Genomic DNA, 14,948 nt, shown 5'->3' on the forward strand with positions numbered 1-14,948 from the left:
ACCCCCACACTTTGTTCCGTTTAAACTTATAATTATCTCTCATTATATCAAAAATGACAGTCGATAACATGAAACCATTCCTGGTGTCGACACTTGATTTTACGTAAGCTTCCAAAAGGGGCGCAAATCCCGTGATTCATCCCACTGCTTCCCCTTGCGGAGGCTGTCCAGCAATGGCGCTACATAAGCTTCATATTGCGAGTATATTTCCAGTGAAACCATATCCAAAATAAGAGGTTCCATATACTCCTTAAGCACAAATTGATTTCCTTCATAAAAGGCTCTGTGAGCCTCCTCTTCACCCAGCGGCCTACGTTGCAAACGCGGATATTGAGTAGCAATGAGAAACGCCATACCAATCACCCCTTTAGCTAGCTGTGGCGAGATAAGAAAACTGGGCAGTGTACGATATTCAAAGCCTCCATACGACTGACGTCGAAAATCACCCAAATTGCCATAATGCGGTCTGCGCCGGGCCGCACGCTTGTCTTCCAGTAGCGCCAAAGGCAGTGCCAAATAGTTATCCAGTGCCCGGAGCAAGGCACCGTTTAGCGCAACCCCGCTGAAATGCAGATGTCCGCCCAGTGGAAAACCCGGTTGCGGCATCCCCCCCGCCTGCCAGATGAGTGTGCGGTCGGTAATGCGCCGGGCTGCGGTTGCAAAAGCTTGACGCAGGTGCTTCAGCAGACGGTCCGGATCTCCACTCGGCGCTGGACGAAGCTCAGCGACTGGATACAGCGTTCGTCCTCGACGCGTAACAGCATCGCAGCCGGCTATGCCGAGACGACCCAAATATCTTGAGGCCGGCACGACCCGTCCCTCTGGCATACGAATCAGCACAAATTCAGGGTCCATTCCGATGAGTAGTCGATCTCTCCCTCGTTGCGCTGAAAGATTCTCACCCTCAACATCCCCTTCGCGCGCAGCAATTTCATATAGCGCGGCCAAACGTCTATCGTTCAACCATGGCTGTGCCGAGACTTCACGCACCTGACAGCTGCGCTCCCCCAGCGGCGTCAGTATCACCTCACCACTGTCCAAACCCAGTGTATACAACGCACGTACAGCTAGCCGCTCCATCCGGACATAGAGCGGTGAATGTTGATCCAGTTCAGACAGATCGTATGCGCGGACTTTGGAAGGGCCTTCGATGGCACGCCTACGAATCTCCAACACTCGCAGTTGATGGATTTGCACCGCGTAGCCTATCGCAAAATCTGCTATACTGCTATCCATCCACTGCACCGCTATGCCTGAACGCTCCAGTCTACGCTTTTTTTCATCATTTGGCATCTGCCTGAAGCGTATGAGCGCCTGTCCTGGCTGCTGCATTATATCCCCCCTACGAACTACGTACGGATTTCAATCCAATTTCAACCCGCAACAACAAAAAAGGAGGGCCTTTGCCCCCTGCGCAGAATCAGCCGGCGCAAGAGTAAAGCGGCCCTCTTTTTGGTTGCTTCTGTCAGAGCTCGTCGTCAATGAGGTCGGGGTCGAGCTCCTCATAGTCCCCCTCTTCCGCTCCAAAATCAAAGTCTTTGTCAAAATCATCGCTGCTGCCATTCGGGAATACTTCTACAACAATCTTCGTTTCCGCCACCAGCTCCACCGCAAATTCCCGCTCGACCCGGATCATTACGCTGCCACCTCCAGAAGACACACTGGCCTCGACGCAACTCGGCTCCTGTGTAGCTTCGGCGGATACTTCCACTGTAGACGCCCGGTGCTTCGGATCAAGATACGAGAGCGGCACATTTTCTACGTACGACACCGTTTCCTTGGCAACATCGGTCTGCGAATTTTTATCGTATGAGTACCAAATATTGATATCATACGTCCCGACGACCTCAATGCCGTCCCCCGCCGCCACAGCTTCATACTGGTGGTTAATAATCCATGCCCCTAAAATGCTCGTCGGATTATTCGGCGGAGTTACGGTATGGGTTACGGTAGAGAATCTGCGACCTTTACCACAGATCGCTTTGGTAATAATCTCTCTACGATTTTTATGACTTAATGCCATTCTTGAACCTCCTCCATACAATCAATCATTCCATACATATGTATGCAGGTTGTGGGCGAATGTTGAGTGAATAGGCGAAAAGGAAAAAATATTATTTGTATAAGCATATGCCGTGATGGCTTGAACTCATGCACGCCAATGTGTTACATGCTGCTCAACGATCTGTAAAAATTCGCTAAGAGCCGGGGATTTCCACTTTTTCGTGTGATAAGCGACCTGAGTAGCCACCTGCTGTTCACTGTCATCCCAGGCTAAACGCGCCATTTTACCTTCTCGCAGCTCATTTTGTACCGTTACTAGCGGGAGCAACGCAATACCCAGCCCAGCCATGACACACTGCTTGATGGCTTCAATACTCCAAAATTCCAGGCTAGGGTCTGAAAAAATACCGTGTTTATTCAGATACTGCTCAAAAAGGATACGGTACGTACATCCTGCCTCTGTATGCAAAATGGTTTCATCCTTCAAGTCGGCAGGCTCTACCTGGGTATAGGTAACCAGCGAATGCTCGAGTGGCGCAACCAAGGCCATCGGCTCGTGAATAAGCGTGGTGACATTCAGTTCTCTATCCTCTGTCTCGGGCTGAAGCAAAAAAGCCAAATCCAGCTCACCGGAACGGATCAAATCGCGTAATTCCCAGCATTCGCCGGGTTTGAGGACAATTTTAACCTTCGGATACCGCTCCCTGTACTCACGGATCAAACTCGGTAGACGAAAAGCGGCCAGAGACTCTGGTGCTCCTATTTTCAGCGTGCCTGCCAATTCCGTTTCTGAACGAAGCGCATCCTTAGCCATAGCATGCATCTTGGAAATTTCCTGCGCATAGGGCAGCAGACGTCGCCCGGCATCCGTCAGCATGATTTTCTTGCCAATGCGATCAAAAAGCGGCGTACCCAACTCAGTCTCCAGCGTTTGAATTTGAGCAGTGATACTCGACTGTGCATAATCCAGTATACGCGCTGCTCGCGTAAAACTGCCTGCCTCAACTACATTTAAAAAGGTAAACAAATGCCGCGATTCCATAATCCGCTCCTTCAATCGTTTTTTTCGATGCAAGCAATCGTTATATTCCGTTTTTCCGATAGATTGATTATCTGATAAGCTGGAGAAAATAACAATAGAAAGAAGGCTTTTCTGCATGACAAGTGAAAGTAAACTTCAATCCACCATTGGTCTTCCACAGGCCATTGCACTCTATATCGGAGCTGTACTGGGTTCGGGAATATTGATTGTGCCTGGTCTTGCCGCCCAAATGGCGGGACCGGCATCGCTGCTGGCATGGGGTTTTATGACCCTGCTCATCTTGCCAATGGCACTTTCTATGGGTCTTCTATCCGCCAAATTCCCGAATGCGGGTGGAGTATCGCATTTTGTCACGTTGGCCTTTTCACCACGTGCCGGTGCTTATATCGGGTGGTTTTTTCTCATGTCAGTTCCGATTGGGGCTCCTGTTGCCGCACTCACCGGAGCCGGCTATATGACCGCAGCCATGGGCTGGGGAGAGGAAAGCCGCATGATGTTAGCCGCTGCTATGCTGGCGGTGGGCCTGATCATCAATTGGATCGGCATGAAGGTCGCGGGACGTATTCAGATCGCAGTCGTCATAGCTATCGTTGCTGTCCTTATATTCGCCATTGCCGCAGCACTTCCTCAGATGAAAACAATCCACTTCACCCCGTTTGCTCCACATGGCTGGCTCTCCGTCGGTCAAGCGGCCGCGATTCTGTTTTGGTGCTTTATCGGTTGGGAGGCCGTGTCCCATATGTCAGAGGAATTCACTAATCCCCGGCGGGCGGCCGTTAGAGGTGTGACCATTGCAGCCGTCATTGTTGGTTTGCTTTATTTCTTAACAGCGCTGGCTACTGTGGGCACACAAAGTTACCTTGCAGGGGGTTCGGATGCTTCGCTCGTATGGGTGATTAGCCGGGCTATTGGGCCATGGGGCGCGATAATTGCAGGCTTGACGGGTATCTTTATTTGTACCGCTACTATTATTGCTTATGTGGGTGCCGCTTCACGTGTCGCTTATGCTTTATCCCGGCAAGGACAGGCCTTTCGCTGGATGGGCATGTTATCCCAACGATTCCACACCCCTATCGGAGGCATTGCTTTTCTTAGCGTCTGCTTCGTGATCATTATGGTGTTGTACGGTAGTGGTACTGTTTCACTCACTAACCTGATCCAGTTCCCGAACGCCACCTTTATTCTGACCTATCTCGGCGGTTGCGCAGCAGGAATTAAACTTCTACGTGGTAGTCGCTGGGGCGTTGCCATTAGTTGGATATCGTTTATCTCTACAGCGGTCGTTTTCCCCTTTGTCGGATGGGCTATGCTGTATCCTTGCCTGATCACCGCTGTCTTATGGATCACAGACCGAATTCGGCACAAACGGACTTTAAACCATCCGGCTTCTACCGACACTGAACAAGAAAAGGCTACTGTCCGTCATGGATAGTAGCCGCTCAAGGCCTTTACTCTAATTTCTTACTGGAGTAGGGGCCTTGTCCTTTTTCGCAATTTTCAAATACTGATGAAGCTCATGTGTAAGCTGTAATAATGCCGAACGAATCTCAAATTCCTCCCGGGTTGCGGGAAGCTCCATGGCTTTAAATTCTTCACGAACCTGCTCCAGCAGCTTCTCGGTCTGTCCCGTATAATGTCCAGCCAAAACGTCATTGCTAAGCTGGTCGAACAGCTCAGCCAGAAGCTTGGCCTGCGGCATATGCTGATACATTTGTGCGATCAACTGCATCATGTTTTGGATCGAATCCAGCTGTTCTTTTCGCATATAAAAATACACATTCCAGCCCTCTTGGGGACGAAGCATCTGATTTTCCAAGGAACGCCCCGCCTCAGTGACCCCTTTGGCTATCACGCTGTTCGCTTCAATAACTTCCTTGCCATCCCATATGTATGCTGGACTACGCAGCGTATTGGCCATATTTCTGAATATAACAGAAAATGTCCGATCTACCTCCTGCCGAATTTGTTGCATGGTATTATCAGAACCCGGCATATAGGCTAAATTGACAATCATTGCGGAACCCAGTCCAATCACTAGCAGACCTAGCTGGGTCAGCAGTACCTCCATATCAATCACGCCGCCGCTGAATACGCGAAAAACCACGACCGAACCGGTGACAATCCCTTCTTTAAAGCCCACCCGTACAATGACTGGAAACGCCGTTAAAATATATAATGCCAGTACCCAATCATGGAATCCGAATACTACAAACAAAACACAAGCAAAAAGAAGCCCCACGACGGATGCAAAAAATCTCGCCGAAATAGTACGGAGACTTCTCTTGCGTGTGACATCCACCCCCAAAATCGCTAAAAGCCCTGCTGAGGTAGCACCATGAATGCCAAAACCCTCCGCAATAAGTACGGCCATTAATGCGGCAATAGCCGTTTTAATCGTACGAAAGCCCATGAAAAAATTCTGTCCTCTCTGGATGAAATCTGTTTTAGCATTTTCATAAATTTTAAGTATTTTCATTTTTCATGGTACTTTATTTTCACGTTTTACACAAATGTTCAGAACTTTTATTATTACCGATGAGGACGACCCGAAAGCAGGCGATGCTCCACATACACGACCGCCTGATACATCAGAGTAGCTACGACAGCAATGATCAACAAACTGGACATAACCAGCGTGAAATTGAATACCTGAAAACCATAGATAATCAAATAGCCTAAGCCGTTTTTAGCCACCAGAAATTCACCAACAATCACGCCAACCCATGCCATACCCACATTCACTTTCAGTGTAGAGACAATTGCAGGAAAGGATGCAGGCAAAATCACCTTTTGAAACGTATCACGGCGTGATCCGCCAAACGTGCGAACCACTTTGATTAGATTCGAATCGACTTCCTGAAAGCTGTTGTATACGACTAGTGTCGTAATGATGACCGTAATGGAGAGGGTTGTCATTAGAATAGCAGTAAATCCCGCCCCAAACATAACGATAAAAATTGGACCTAGCGCCACCTTAGGCATACTGTTGAACACGACCATATAGGGGTCAAGCACCCTCGACAAAAACGGTGACCACCAAATAAGTACAGCCAGCAACGTACCTAACAGTGTACCGAGTAAAAACCCCGCCATCGTCTCTCCCACGGTGACACCTACATGTCCCCATAATTCACCACTGACCGCATCCTTACCGATCTGGGTGAAAATTTTGCTCGGATAGCTGAACAACAGTACATCAATCCACTTCAATCGACCTGCAATTTCCCATAATACAAACAAAAGCAGTAAAATAGCTGTCTGTACCCCTGTCACTAACCATCGTTGCGAACGCCTGCTGCGTAAATACGCCTGATGTAGTCCTTGAATCCAACGTTGCTCAAGCTGATCCGCTTCGTCCTTCATACGTTAACTCACTCCTTTGCTCCCGAAGCCTCCAGTTCACCCCATATTTCATGAAAAAGCTCATTAAAACCCGGCTGCTCGCGTGCATAAAAAGGCTGAGCTTCTCGGATGCAACCCGGAATCTCGAAGGTACGTCGGACATGACCAGGATTTCGACCCATCACTATAATCCGGTCACTGACCGCAATGGCTTCGGCCAAATCATGTGTGACTAAAATAGCCGTCTTCCTCCGCTCGCGCAAGGTTTCCGCAATCAGATCTTCCAGCTGTAGCTTGGTTTGATAATCCAGCGCGGAGAACGGCTCATCCAGCAGCAGCAATCCCGGATTGGTCGCCAGCGTCCGTACCAGCGCCACGCGCTGGCGCATTCCCCCAGACAACTGGGATGGATGCAGATGCTCCTTCCCTCCCAGACCCATGCCTTCCAGTAACAGCCTTGTCTGCTCACGTGCAGCTTCATCTACTCTGTTGGCTAGTTCCAGACCCAACAATGCGTTCTCCATGATCGTCCGCCACGGGAACAGATAATCCTGCTGCAGCATGTAACCGACTTCTGGACTCGGCCCACTTACCGGCTGACCTTGCAACATGACTTGGCCTGCCGCTGGACGCAGTAGCCCTGCGATCATGGACAGGATCGTCGTTTTGCCGCAGCCGCTTGGGCCGACCAAGCTGACAAACTCCCCTGTCTCTATGGAAAAATCAATATTCTCAACCGCCAGCGAAGCTTCACGATCCGTTACATAGACATGCGTCACTTGCTCCAGTCTCACCATCGGGCTTGTCGCGTCCGAAGTTAGATCACTCCGTTCCTCCATCATGACGTACCTCCAGCATCGACACCTGCATCCGTAGATTCAGTTGTGCTCTTTTTCACAGGCGGTTCAGTTTTCCCGATAGAGTTTGACGAAATCGCTTGTTGTGCAAAACTTGGGTTCACTAGCTTATCCAGTGCAACTGGATTTTTAAGCTCCCCTGCCGAGGTCATGACATCCTGTAAGTTCTTCCATTCCTTTTCCTCAATCATCGGGTTCAAAGCATAGGTGCTCTGTTCCTTATATCGCTTGATACTACTTGTCAAAATAGCTAAATCTGTATCTTTAAAATAGGGCGTGATTGCTTCGGCAATCTGTTCAGGTGAATGCGTAGCAATCCACTGTTGTGCCCGATATACAGAATTTGTAAATTTCTGTGCAGCCTCGCTATTTGCCTTCAGGTAGCTTTGCTTAGCCATATATACCGTATACGGCAATTCGCCGCTCTCCACACCGATAGAGGCAACTACCCGCCCACGACCTGCCTTTTCAAAAATAGATGCCTGTGGCTCAAATAGCTGTACATAATCCCCTGTACCCGAGCCGAAAGCAGAGGCAACATTAGCAAAATCAATATTTTGAATCAGCTTCAGATCCTTATGAGGATCAATGCCGTGTTTGCGAAGCGTAAATTCAAGTGACATTTGTGGCATTCCGCCCTTGCGTTGCCCCAAAAAATTTTGTCCTTTCAGCTTTTTCCATGCAAAGTTATCCTGCGTTTGACGGGCAAACAAAAAGGTTCCATCCTTCTGTGTCAGTTGGGCAAAATTAATGATAGGGTCCTCTGCTCCTTGCTGATACACATAAATAGATGTTTCCGCGCCGATGAGCGCGATATCCGCCTGGTTGGACAACAACGCCGTCATCGCCTTGTCCCCCCCGGGAATCGTTGCCAATTGGACATCCAGTCCCTCCTGAGCAAACATTCCCTGGCTCAAGGCTACATACTGCGGCGCATAAAAGACCGTACGGGCTACCTCGCCTAGTCTGATCTCAATTGTCTGCTCCCCCCCTTTGGGGGTGCACCCACTGAGCAACAGTAATCCGAGTAGTGCCGCAGCCACCACAGCTTTGAAACGAGCGCCGTTTTTCATCCTTATTCCCTCCCCACCTTTTTACATCCGTTGACTTCATATATTGTTATGCGGTTGTCGATATATTGGTTAATTGCACAAAAAAAAACCACGTTCGCCCGGGAACGTGGGGAAGATGGCATATGATTTACAGCTTGTATATGGAGGTATATTTCTCTTCCAGGTAGTCGGCGAGATAATCCGGGTTCAGATCTTCACCTGTAATGGCTACAATCAACTCGGAAGGCGTCCGGCTCTTGCCGTAACGGTAAATACGTTCGGTCAGCCATTGCTTGATCGGCTCAAGTTCTCCAGCAGAGATTAATTCATCTAGATTTGGTAACTCTTTGCGTAATGTCGCCAAAATTTGTGCTGCATACATATTGCCAAGCGAGTAGGAAGCAAAATAGCCAAAATCACCACCGGACCAGTGAACGTCTTGAAGTACGCCCAGTCCATCATTCGGTGGAAGTAACCCTAGGTATTCCTTATATTTCGCATTCCACACCTCAGGGAGACGCTTCACATCCAGCTTTTCATTAAACAACATTTTTTCAATTTCATAACGGATAATGATATGTAAATTATATGTTAGCTCATCCGCTTCAATACGAATCAGTGAATTTTCCACACGGTTGACTGCCCGATAGAATTGATCTGCCGTAACCTTTGCCAAGCGATCAGGAAAATGCTTTTGCAAATCATCGTAATACCGATCCCAGAAAGCACGACTGCGTCCGATTTTATTTTCCCACAAGCGGGACTGGGATTCATGAATCCCCATAGAGGTTCCTCCCGACAGTAGTGATCCTGCTAGCTCAGGAGCAATATTTTGTTCGTACAGCGCATGGCCTCCTTCATGCAACGAGCTGAAAATAGCACTAGTTACATCATCTTGCAGATAATGTGTTGTTATACGCACATCACCTGGATTTAATCCTGTTGCGAAAGGATGTACGCTCTCATCCAAGCGACCTGCGTCAAAGTCATACCCCATCTGACCTAATATGAACAGGCTGAACTTCTCCTGCTGCTTCACATCAAACACACCATCTAAAAAGCTCTTATCCGGCTGGTTCGGTGAAGCCTGAATTTTAGACAATAGTGGCACAAGGCGCTTTTTGAGACGATCAAACACAGCATCCAGTTTTTCAACCGTCATCCCCGGCTCATATTGATCCAAAAGCGTGTCATACTCTGTATCCTTAATCCCCCAGTAGCCGATAAATTCACGCTTCATGTCTACGATTTTAGACAAGTAGGGTTCAAATCCGACAAAATCGCTATGTTCCTTTGCGTCCTCCCACTTGCTCTCTGCCTGCGCTGCGAGAATGCTATAATCCCGGTATCGGTCTGCCGGAACCGAACGATTCAGGTCATAATTTTTACGGCATTCCTCCACCAATCTGCGATCATTGTCTTCCAGTTGCTCCAGCTTATCTACTGTGGCAAAAAATTGCAGCAATTGTCCCATTTCATCCGAGATCATCAGCTTGAACATTTCAGTGGACAGCATACCCAACGTCTCCGACCGAATGTCAACACCCTTGCGCGGAGCACCAGTTCGTAAATCCCAGTGCAGCAGACCTACTGCTTCGCCATAACTACTGATTTTGTGTGAAAGCTCCTTTAAAGCCGTCAATTGATCCAACGTCTGTTGCGCCATATTTGAGGTCACCTCTTTAACTTAAAATGGATAAAACTTTACAATACCTATACTTGATGATACTTATATTAAAAAGTATAATCAACACACAACATGTACGACCAGCTCCTAAGACCTAAAATAAACGTTGGGCTGTACATATCAAACTTTAATAGAATCTGGAGGGAACAATCGTGAATCACATCAAAGAAATTTTAGAGTACAATCGTGTTTTCGTAGAAAACAAAGAATACGAGGCCTATAGAACGGGCAAGTTCCCCAATAAAAAAATGGTCATTATCACTTGTATGGATACACGGCTAACGGAGTTACTCCCGAAAGCCATGAACCTGCGCAACGGTGATGTGAAAATCATCAAAAATGCGGGTGCTATTATTTCACAGCCCTTTGGAAGTGTAATGCGCAGTGTGCTAGTCGCCCTGTATGAGCTGGGAGCAGACGAAGTCGTCGTTGTAGGTCATTATGAGTGCGGCATGGCTGCATTAAATGCAGACCACATGGTCAATGAAATGCTCGATCGCGGAATTTCTCAGGAAGTGCTGAATACATTAGAAAATTCAGGAATTAAGCTAAATAAATGGTTAAAAGGTTTTGACAACATTGAAGAAGGGGTAAGAACTACCGTGAAGCTTATTAAAAATCACCCGCTTCTCCCTCCTAATGCCCCCGTTCACGGCATGGTTATTCATCCAGATACAGGAGCGTTAACACTTCTCGTTGATGGAAATGAACAGTAAATAGGATACGCTTCGGCAGAAGGTTACCAGGGTAGTTTAAGCTCGTACATACGAGCTTAAACTACCCTTTTTTATGAAAAAAAGCACATATACGTGGAGAATGACAAGAGTCAATTTTGGCTAACCTGTGAACGACCTGACTGAAAGTTGTCAAACCATACAGTTTCAGTGTACACTTTTCATGAAGCTGCAGAATAGCTGCCGCAGTGCTGTTACAACCGTTACTATGATGGATGAAGGAGATAAGATCTATGAATTTACTATCGTATGGTCTGTTGGGGCTTCTCGCAAGAGAGGAATCCTCCGGCTATGATCTGATGTTGCGTATCCAGCCTTTTTGGCAGGCCAAGCACAGTCAGATCTATCCGCTACTGGCCCGTATGGAGAGCAAGGAACTGCTAGCCTCCCGTTGGATTCAGCAGTCCGACAAGCCTGATAAGAAAATGTATACCATTACCGACAAGGGAATCCATATGCTTCAGCAATGGTCCCAGGAAGCGTTAGCTGCTCCGGTTACACGGGATGAATTAAGTCTTCGACTGTTCTGTCTTTGGTTAACGGACAAAAGTAGTGCCAATCGTATGCTGGAGGAACGCAAACGTCATTTTATTCAGAAAATCCAGCATCTTGAGGATATCCTGAACGATATTCCTGCAGAGAATTTACATTTTGGCAGTAAGAACTTTGGTGACTATATTTTAGTACAAAAAGGACTTTTGAATGCTAAAGCAGGTCTGGAATGGTGCCAAATGGTTCTGCGTATGCTGCTTGCCGGTGATGTCAGTGCTGACACTAATCCGTTTTCACTTAAGCCGCAAAGCTGAATGTTTTAGCCAATCCATGCATAGGATTTATGGGACGTTATTATTTAATTTTTTAAAAATTAAAATTCTTTGAAACCCTTTTCCATGCCATTCGTATTACTGGTAAGCGGTTGTTTGACCTATAAACAAATTTACTAAGGGGGATTATATTTACATGAAAAAAACATTCACTTTGAAAAATATGATGATGCTGATGATGGCTTTTACCCTACTCATTGCTATGATCGCACCATCTACAGCTGACGCAAGGCGAGGCGGCGGGTTTAAATCCGGACCTAAATCATACCAATCTACACCAAGCAAGGCGAATGACAGCAATGGAATTAATAAGTCAGATAGCGGAGCCAAGTCAGGGGCAACTGCTGGTAATACAAGCAGAACCGGTGGATTCCTTGGCGGTGGCGGCGGATTTCTGAAAGGTATGATGCTGGGCGGTTTGGCAGGTATGCTCTTCGGCGGATTGTTCGGCAACATGGGCGCATTGGGCAGCTTGCTTGGCCTTGCCGTTAACGTTCTGGCCATTTACGTCCTGATCATGATCGGAGTAGGTATCTACCGTGCTATTAAAAATCGTCGCAGACCAGATGATTCCCGTGGAGGACGTTACTAAGCTATGATTTTGAGTATGGATGAGATTGTCAACGCTATTTGCTTGCATATGGCTGAACGTAAAGGTGTCCAGCCCACGGATGTGACAGTAGAACTAAGCTGGGAAGAGGATACAGGTTATTCAGCAGAAGTCCATGTACAGGGCCGCAGTCAATATCTGGTGGAAGCCAATATGATTGAAGCCATTCTGAGATACCTATATTCCGAATACAATATTCGTGCCTATCGCGAACAAATCAGATTGGATCTGGATGAAGAAATTACTGCTATCATCCAAACTTGATTATATCGCATAGAACAGTCGTATAGAGTTATTATAAAACAAATGAACCGACCTTTGCTTGATGGCAAGGGTCGGTTTTTTATTGATCGTTTCTCTAATAGATCAAGGTGCTATAGTATTACATTTAGATGTGGACACCCCTTGTTATATGGATTCATTATCTCTATGAACAGCCTGTCTGCTAAATGATGGAACCGGAGATACCTGTACTTGCGGCACTCTTTCGAGTAAGCTACTACCGTACATTTCCCGAAACGGCTGCTCTTCCATATGAATATAGCCGATATAGCAGCCGCATTCTCTCATCCGGCACGGACGTTTGCCACTCAGACCCTCAAGACCATCCCTATATAAGTGTCCAAGCACCCGTCGATCCTGATAGCAGTGTTTTACTCTTCCGTCACCCTGGACATAAAATACATCTTCACCGGCGCGACATGCCCGTCCCTGACTGCTATAATCCTTTAAATTCCATTGAAAATAGGGGTCGATCGCAGTTAATTCAGTGACTTCAGCATCTGTATAATAATGGGGTCGATCCTTGTAGGCGTTGACCCACAAATAAACATCCCTTGGAAGTTGCGATCTTAAGGAACGAATAGCTGGGAAGGCTTGTCTTAACCCGACGGTACCGACACTATAGGAAATACCAAGTTCATATAGCTTCATAGCCTGCGATATAAAAACTTGCTCTTTCGTCTCTCCAGGGTGACATGTAGCCCACAGCGCAGCAGTCTCCGCGTTCAGTTCTTTCGTCCAATCCAGCTTCGTCGAGAGATTCGTCTGTACCGCCACTTTTTCCACATGCGCCATGTGGGAAAACTCAATCATGGTCTTGCGATACCAGGAATGAATCAAGGCTTCTCCATACGGATTAAAAAAAATAGAGAGACGATGCCCCAAAACGCCCTGTTCCCGTACCCAATCAGCAAAACGTTCCAACTGGACCCGATCCTTGTTCAACGTTTCCCGACTATCAACGTTTTTACTGAACGGGCAATAAGGGCAAGCATAGTTACACGAGGTCAACGAACCACGATAATATAAGGTCGCTCTCATGCGCCTACATATCCTTCCATACGCTCACGTACTGACGTGGAGATCATCCAGTCCCCAATCGCATCGGAATAGGCCATTCCTTCCTCTGTAAGTCGCAGCGTGCCCTCCTCGACGACAGCCATACCGGATTCCAGCAGCAACGACATTCCTGTAAAATCGTCCGACAGGGATACACCGAAGCGCTCTGCATAGGCTGATAGCTCCAAACCTTCCCGATGAAGAAGCGCCTTTAAGATAAAGCGTCGCTTACTCTCATCCACATTTAAAATAAAGCCGTAGTCAGCCAGATCATGACGTTCCGCAGCAACATAATCTGCGATAATGCTACGGGTAGCTGCTGCACTAACCCCATAACGGCTGGCATAGTGGACATTGCGTGTATAGGAGCGTGCACCACACCCCAGACCAGCCATACCTTCCTCCTGGCAACTGTAGGGCAAAAGCTCTTTGCTGGATATACCATCATTTTTTGCAAAACGGCGCATGGAGTATTGTACATATCCTGCTTGTTTGAGCCGTTCGCGCGCCACTTCATACAAGCTAAGGCGAATATCATGATCCAGCCCGGTATAGCCTGGCTTTAAAATCGTATTTTCTCGAATATATAACGGATAAAGAAATATTTCTCCTGGCGAGTAAGACAGGGCTTCCTCTAAAGAATACAGCCAGGTTTCCACCGTTTGACCAGGCAAGCCATAGATCAGATCTACGTTCAGCAAAGGAAAGTTGTATTCCACCAGCCGCTCAAGTGCTTCTCTAACAAGTTTGGGCTTCTGAGGTCGGTATATGGCGGCACTTTCTGATTCCACAAAGCTCTGAATTCCCATACTGACACGATCTGTCCCGCGGCGCTTGAGCACCTCCAACCTGTCTTCAGTCACAGTATCGGGAGAGGTCTCCACCGAAATAGAAGCTCGCTTAGGGTCCAGTCCCATAATATTTTCCGCAATGTCAAACAAGCGCTCCACCAAAGGAGCCTCCAGTAAGGTCGGTGTACCGCCGCCGATCGCAAAACGTGAAAAAGGTCGACGCCCCATAATGGGTGCCCATTGCTTGGCTTGTCTTTCTAGTGCATCCACATACTCCTTATGTACATCCAGACGCTTGTCCGGCAAAGTGAACAGGTTACAAAACCCACAGCGAGCCGCGCAAAATGGAATATGCATATACAAAAAATAGCTTTCTAACTCCTCCTTCTCCCACAACTCCTGTAATAAGAGTGGTGTATCAAACGGACGATAGGCCGTTTTATGCGGGTAAGAGTACAGATAGGAGCGGTAAGGAGCTTCACGGATTGTGCTTGCCCATTCAGCAGGAGTTTCAGGCCACTGAAACCTAGACGGTGCTAAGTTTGTGTCTATCTCCGGGGCTGGCGCATCCGCTGGATGCGAGTGATTCAGATTTATGGCTTTCATTTCTGCTCCTTCCTCACGCTGGATTGATTTCTTGATATTTTACCAGTGCAATCTATAC

Annotated in this window: 15 protein-coding genes; 5 read left to right on the forward strand and 10 right to left on the reverse strand. The window is 47.5% G+C overall.

What is annotated here, in order from left to right; translation table 11 throughout:
* Positions 1–99: 99 nt before the first annotated feature.
* The 3 genes from MKY75_RS13755 to MKY75_RS13765 form a co-directional block, all read right to left on the reverse strand.
* Positions 100–1,332, reverse strand: a complete 1,233-nt coding sequence (locus tag MKY75_RS13755; protein WP_185156335.1) for a putative amidoligase domain-containing protein — start codon at positions 1,330–1,332, stop codon at positions 100–102.
* A gap of 133 nt (positions 1,333–1,465) precedes the next feature.
* Entirely contained in the window at positions 1,466–2,023 is a 558-nt protein-coding gene (locus tag MKY75_RS13760; protein ID WP_013310588.1) for an outer spore coat protein CotE, read from the reverse strand.
* Positions 2,024–2,149: 126 nt separating this feature from the next.
* Positions 2,150–3,046: a LysR family transcriptional regulator gene (locus MKY75_RS13765; protein ID WP_029518123.1), complete on the reverse strand. Its 897-nt coding sequence runs from the start codon at positions 3,044–3,046 to the stop codon at positions 2,150–2,152.
* A gap of 115 nt (positions 3,047–3,161) precedes the next feature.
* Between MKY75_RS13765 and MKY75_RS13770 the strand changes: the two genes are divergently transcribed.
* On the forward strand, positions 3,162–4,478 hold the full coding sequence (locus MKY75_RS13770) for an amino acid permease (RefSeq protein WP_029518124.1): 1,317 nt from the start codon (positions 3,162–3,164) through the stop codon (positions 4,476–4,478).
* Positions 4,479–4,499: 21 nt separating this feature from the next.
* Here the strand turns inward: MKY75_RS13770 and MKY75_RS13775 are convergent, their stop codons facing one another.
* From MKY75_RS13775 to MKY75_RS13795, 5 genes are all read right to left on the reverse strand, one after another.
* Positions 4,500–5,456 (reverse strand): aromatic acid exporter family protein, encoded by a 957-nt coding sequence (locus MKY75_RS13775; RefSeq protein WP_029518125.1) that lies wholly within the window; start codon positions 5,454–5,456, stop codon positions 4,500–4,502.
* A gap of 119 nt (positions 5,457–5,575) precedes the next feature.
* On the reverse strand, positions 5,576–6,409 hold the full coding sequence (locus MKY75_RS13780) for an ABC transporter permease (protein ID WP_013310592.1): 834 nt from the start codon (positions 6,407–6,409) through the stop codon (positions 5,576–5,578).
* Positions 6,410–6,417: 8 nt separating this feature from the next.
* The gene (locus MKY75_RS13785) at positions 6,418–7,230 is read right to left on the reverse strand and encodes an ABC transporter ATP-binding protein (RefSeq protein ID WP_165146800.1); all 813 of its coding nucleotides are present in this window, start codon (positions 7,228–7,230) and stop codon (positions 6,418–6,420) included.
* The gene (locus tag MKY75_RS13790) at positions 7,227–8,318 is read right to left on the reverse strand and encodes an ABC transporter substrate-binding protein (protein ID WP_165146803.1); all 1,092 of its coding nucleotides are present in this window, start codon (positions 8,316–8,318) and stop codon (positions 7,227–7,229) included. Before MKY75_RS13790 ends, MKY75_RS13785 begins: the two co-directional genes overlap by 4 nt.
* Before the next feature lie 127 nt (positions 8,319–8,445).
* Positions 8,446–9,963: a carboxypeptidase M32 gene (locus MKY75_RS13795; protein WP_029518129.1), complete on the reverse strand. Its 1,518-nt coding sequence runs from the start codon at positions 9,961–9,963 to the stop codon at positions 8,446–8,448.
* 173 nt (positions 9,964–10,136) lie between these two features.
* Between MKY75_RS13795 and MKY75_RS13800 the strand changes: the two genes are divergently transcribed.
* The 4 genes from MKY75_RS13800 (at position 10,137) to MKY75_RS13815 (ending at position 12,416) form a co-directional block, all read left to right on the forward strand.
* Positions 10,137–10,700: a beta-class carbonic anhydrase gene (locus MKY75_RS13800; RefSeq protein ID WP_029518130.1), complete on the forward strand. Its 564-nt coding sequence runs from the start codon at positions 10,137–10,139 to the stop codon at positions 10,698–10,700.
* 251 nt (positions 10,701–10,951) lie between these two features.
* Positions 10,952–11,524 carry a PadR family transcriptional regulator gene (locus tag MKY75_RS13805; RefSeq protein WP_013310597.1) on the forward strand — a complete coding sequence of 191 codons (573 nt, stop codon included), beginning with the start codon at positions 10,952–10,954 and terminating at the stop codon, positions 11,522–11,524.
* A gap of 154 nt (positions 11,525–11,678) precedes the next feature.
* The gene (locus tag MKY75_RS13810) at positions 11,679–12,134 is read left to right on the forward strand and encodes a hypothetical protein (RefSeq protein WP_069010626.1); all 456 of its coding nucleotides are present in this window, start codon (positions 11,679–11,681) and stop codon (positions 12,132–12,134) included.
* A gap of 3 nt (positions 12,135–12,137) precedes the next feature.
* The gene (locus MKY75_RS13815; RefSeq protein WP_039271218.1) at positions 12,138–12,416 is read left to right on the forward strand and encodes a YxcD family protein; all 279 of its coding nucleotides are present in this window, start codon (positions 12,138–12,140) and stop codon (positions 12,414–12,416) included.
* Between the two features lie 144 nt (positions 12,417–12,560).
* Here MKY75_RS13815 and MKY75_RS13820 read toward each other — a convergent pair whose 3' ends face one another.
* The gene (locus tag MKY75_RS13820) at positions 12,561–13,475 is read right to left on the reverse strand and encodes an STM4011 family radical SAM protein (RefSeq protein ID WP_340885664.1); all 915 of its coding nucleotides are present in this window, start codon (positions 13,473–13,475) and stop codon (positions 12,561–12,563) included.
* Entirely contained in the window at positions 13,472–14,890 is a 1,419-nt protein-coding gene (locus MKY75_RS13825; protein WP_165146812.1) for an STM4012 family radical SAM protein, read from the reverse strand. Before MKY75_RS13825 ends, MKY75_RS13820 begins: the two co-directional genes overlap by 4 nt.
* Between the last annotated feature and the right edge of the window lie 58 nt (positions 14,891–14,948).

It is taken from the genome of Paenibacillus sp. FSL L8-0663 (genome assembly GCF_038008125.1).
GTDB lineage: Bacteria > Bacillota > Bacilli > Paenibacillales > Paenibacillaceae > Paenibacillus > Paenibacillus polymyxa_D.